Annotated in this window: 3 protein-coding genes; all 3 read right to left on the bottom strand. The window is 71.0% G+C overall.

Features of this window, described 5'->3' with window-relative positions; translation table 11 throughout:
* Nucleotides 1-476, bottom strand: a 476-nt coding sequence (locus tag WN71_RS38050) for a hypothetical protein (RefSeq protein WP_206300251.1), incomplete at its 3' end; no start/stop codon positions are given.
* 44 nt (nucleotides 477-520) lie between these two features.
* Nucleotides 521-1,879 (bottom strand): tryptophan 2,3-dioxygenase, encoded by a 1,359-nt coding sequence (locus WN71_RS38045; RefSeq protein WP_052743267.1) that lies wholly within the window; start codon nucleotides 1,877-1,879, stop codon nucleotides 521-523.
* A gap of 395 nt (nucleotides 1,880-2,274) precedes the next feature.
* On the bottom strand, nucleotides 2,275-2,703 hold the full coding sequence (locus WN71_RS38040) for a VOC family protein (protein WP_046592868.1): 429 nt from the start codon (nucleotides 2,701-2,703) through the stop codon (nucleotides 2,275-2,277).
* Nucleotides 2,704-2,967 lie beyond the last annotated feature (264 nt).

The following is a 2,967-nucleotide window of genomic DNA, read 5'->3' as shown; positions in this document are numbered from 1 at the left end:
GCCTCCTGCCACAGCGCGACGGCCGCGCGGCGCAGATTGCGGGCGCCGGGCGAGTCCAGTCCGGTGGTGTTCTCCGGGAACGTCTCCCGCATCCGCAACAGGCTCTCCTGCGGCAGGAAGTCGACGAGGACCTGGAGGGCCCGCACCGGCAGGTCCCCCATCGCGGCGGCACGCTCCAGGAGTTGGGCGGCGAGCAGATAGTCGCCGGTGCGCAACTGGGTCGCGGCGCGGCGCATTTCGTAGTGCATCTCGCACCACGCGTACTCGGTGATCAGATGGACGGTCTGGAACAGCCGCTGGTCGGGGTGGACCAGGCCGTCCTCGGGCAGCAGCGCGGAGAGCGCGGCGGTGAGCCGGGTGTCCTCCTCGTAGTTGCTGCCGCGGTCGTACTCGTAGCGGAACAGGCGGTTGCTCTCCTGGGGGTTCATCACCCGCCGTGCCGTGCCGGGCCTGCCGGTCTGTGCTCGTTTGCTCATCGTGGGGACGCCTCCAGGCGACGGTGCGGGCGGAACGGGCCGGTTCAGCCGACGAGGGCGCCGTGCCGGTCGGGGGCCGGGAACAGCCGGTTCTCGAGGACCGCCGCGAGGTAGGGCACGCCCTGGGTGTATCCGGTGCCGGAGCGCAGGCCGATCATGCGGACGGCCAGTCGGTAGTGGGTCTGCTTCCACCGCTGGTGGACCGATTCGAGCCGCGCGGCCGCCGCCTCGAGCGCGGCCTCTCCGTCGGCGTCCAGCCGCTGGGCGGCGATCAGGTCCTGCCAGGTCCCCTGCACGGTGGGCTGCCCGTTCAGCACGCGTTCCCGTACGGCGGGAACGGAGGTGTAGGCGGAGGAGGCGAGCCGGGCGAGGCCCGGCGTCGAGCACAGCGACTCGAAGGTCTTGTAGCCGGCCGACTGGATGGCGCTCGCCCCTTCGGTGAACTCCCGGAAGGTCTGGAAGGCCTCGGGACGCATGGTCGCCAGCAGGGAGAACAGCGGCAGGGACTCCTTGAGGATGTCCGCCACGGCCCCGACCAGTTCGGCGGCCTCCTCGGCGCGGTCGGCGGCCAGTCGGTGCACGGCCGTGGTCAGGGCCGCCGACATGAAGGTGAACGTCGTCTCGAAGGACTGGAGGGTGCGCAGGAAGAGGTACTCGTCGTGCAGGACGTACACCGGCTGCACGCTCGCGGCCAGCACCCGCTCCCGCTCCGGGCCGGCCGCGCGCAGGATCGCCGACATGAGCGGGCCCACCGGGGTGCGTCCCGGTACGGCGGCGACCGCGACCGGGTCCACGCTGCCCGCGGGCAGTGCGCGCAGCGCCGCGGGTTCCATCACCCGCACCGCCAACCGGGCCCGCTTGGAGACCAGTTCGGGCGTGGGCGGCATGTCGTGGGGATCGGCCGGGGTGTCGGTCAGCGCGCGCTGCTCGAAGCGGACCAGGTCGGCGAGCAGGAGCAGCAGCGTCTCGTCGCGCGAACGCCGCGCCGCACGCCAGTCGGCCGGGGCGGGACGGGTCAGCAGCGGCAGGGCGGTGTAGCTCGGGTAGTCGTAGAGGTCGTCGTACTTGTCGAGGACGACGTCGAGGAAACCGCGCAGGAACGAGGCGTCGACGGTCTCTCCACCGGTGGGCGCGAGCCCGTCGGCGTCCTCGGCCCGCGCGGCGGGCGTCCGGAGCGGGTCGGCCGTACCGGGCAGGCGGTCGCGGATCGCGGCGAGCCGGTCGAGGAGGCCGGTGGACAGGAAGTGCTTGCCGACCGACCGCAGATGCCCGAGCAGCAGGGCGTAGGGAAAGTCCGCGGGTGCGCCGGACGCGGCCCATGCGTCGAGTTCCGCGAGGACGTCGGCCCGGGTGGGTGCCTCGGCCGGCGGAAGGACCGCCGGAACGGTTTCCGTGGCACGCATCAGAAAACCCGGATCTTCGATATGCGAGCGAACATGAGGGAGTCCTTTGCTCGGGGAGAACGGGGCGCTGGTGAAAATACTGCGCCGTTCTCCGCGGACTCCCAAGTCACCTCTATGCGGTCACGACGGTACGGTCACGATCGTACGGCCCTTCCTTTCCGGTGCCTTATTACCGGGGCCGGACATACGGCACCGCAATTGCGGCCCCGCATTCCCGGAACCGGATTCCAGGTGCCGTATACCCGGTGCCGTGTGTCAGGCCCCGCATTCGAGGAGCCGTATGCGAGGTGCCGTATTCCCGGTCCCGTGGTCACGTGACACGCGATCACGGGACACGCGAGACAGCACCGCCCCCGCCACGGCGACGACCGTGGCGGGGGCGGTGTGCGAGGGCGTCAGTGCGCCCCCGGGACCTCTTCCGTCACCCCGTTGAGCGGCGAGGCCGGATCGGTGCCGTACGGACGGGTGAACGCCTCCATGCCGTGACCGGCCGGGTCCCTGAAGTAGACCCCGCGCCCGCCGTCGTTGCGGTTGATGCGGCCCGGGTGCCTGCCGTGCGGGTCGGCCTGGATCGGGACTCCGGCGGAGACCAGGCGCGCGAGCACCTGGTCGAACTCCTCCTCGGAGACCAGAAAGGCGTAGTGCTGGGCGGGGATGTCGACGGCGACGGTCGCGAAATCCAGGGTGACGCCGTTGGCGGTGCGCACCGGCAGGAACATCCCCGCGGGTTCGCCCACCTCCAGACCGAGGATCCCGGCGAGAAAGCGGGCGGACTTCTCCCGGTCGCGGCTCAGAACAATGGTGTGATTGAACTCGACTGACACTGGTCAATGCCTCCGTGGGCATCTTCGCGGCGCCTCCATGCCTCACCCGGCCGGTGACCGACACGCGATGCCGCGCCGGGGATCATAGGCAGGGGATGGCACCCGAGTCGAGCGACCGTCCGGGCGTCCGCCTCATTCGGCCACGCCTCATTCGGTCGCACAGACTTCGGTCACGCCGATTCGGTCACGCCGACTTCGCTCACACCGATGTCATTCCCCGCGCGGTCCGCGGCCGCCGGTGCGCAGTGCGCCCACCGTCTTCAG

The sequence above is a fragment of the Streptomyces mangrovisoli genome, assembly GCF_000974985.2.
Classification (GTDB): domain Bacteria; phylum Actinomycetota; class Actinomycetes; order Streptomycetales; family Streptomycetaceae; genus Streptomyces; species Streptomyces mangrovisoli.
The sequence above is the reverse complement of the archived record's forward strand: the minus strand, read 5'-3'. Positions and strand labels throughout refer to the sequence as shown.

Bases quoted from the DNA above. Each gene is read 5' to 3' on its own strand.
- WN71_RS38045 (WP_052743267.1), bottom strand. From the start codon at position 1,879: ATGCGTGCCACGGAAACCGTTCCGGCGGTCCTTCCGCCGGCCGAGGCA.